1 pseudogene is annotated in these 670 nt (G+C 64.2%); it reads right to left on the bottom strand.

From position 1 onward, the window contains the following. Positions 1-670, bottom strand: a pseudogene (locus tag AACY49_RS29830) (hypothetical protein); the annotation flags it as partial.

The raw sequence follows: 670 nt of genomic DNA, 5'->3' as shown, positions 1-670 counted from the left end.
ATCGTTTCGCAATCGACCAGATCGCCCGCAACCGCAGCCACGCTCGCGCCCGCATCGACCTGCGAGATCGCCAGGAATGCCGCATCCCACGATGCTTCGGTCAGGCGGCCACCTTTACGGATATACGGCTTGTCGAGGCGGCGGCGGACCAGCCCGTCAACGACATGGCGCGTCTTGTCGCTGGCCCATTCCTCGTTCACGTCCTCGTTGATGCGCGGCAGCGCGCGCAGAACCTGGCGACCGCGTGAATCGAGCCGGATGTTGGTGCCGACCGCGTCCATCACGTCGATGGTCAGCGTCTTCTTCAGCTCCCACGGGCGCGCCTCGAACTGATACGGCTTCGAGGTCAGCGCGCCGACCGGACACAGGTCGACGACATTGCCCGACAGCTCGCTCGTCACGGCATGTTCGAGATACGACACGATCTGCATGTTCTCGCCGCGCCCGATCGCGCCGATTTCCTCGACGCCGGCCACTTCCTCGGCAAAACGGATGCAGCGCGTGCACTGGATGCAGCGGTTCATCGAGGTCTTGACCAGCGCGCCGAGATATTTGTCCTCGACCGCGCGCTTGTTCTCGGCGAAGCGGCTGCTATCGACACCATAGCCCATCGCCTGATCCTGCAGGTCACACTCGCCGCCCTGATCGCAGATCGGGCAGTCCAGCGGAT

It is taken from the genome of Pseudomonas sp. EL_65y_Pfl2_R96, from assembly GCF_963970905.1.
GTDB lineage: Bacteria > Pseudomonadota > Gammaproteobacteria > Pseudomonadales > Pseudomonadaceae > Aquipseudomonas.
This window is presented reverse-complemented; position numbering and strand designations above follow the sequence as displayed.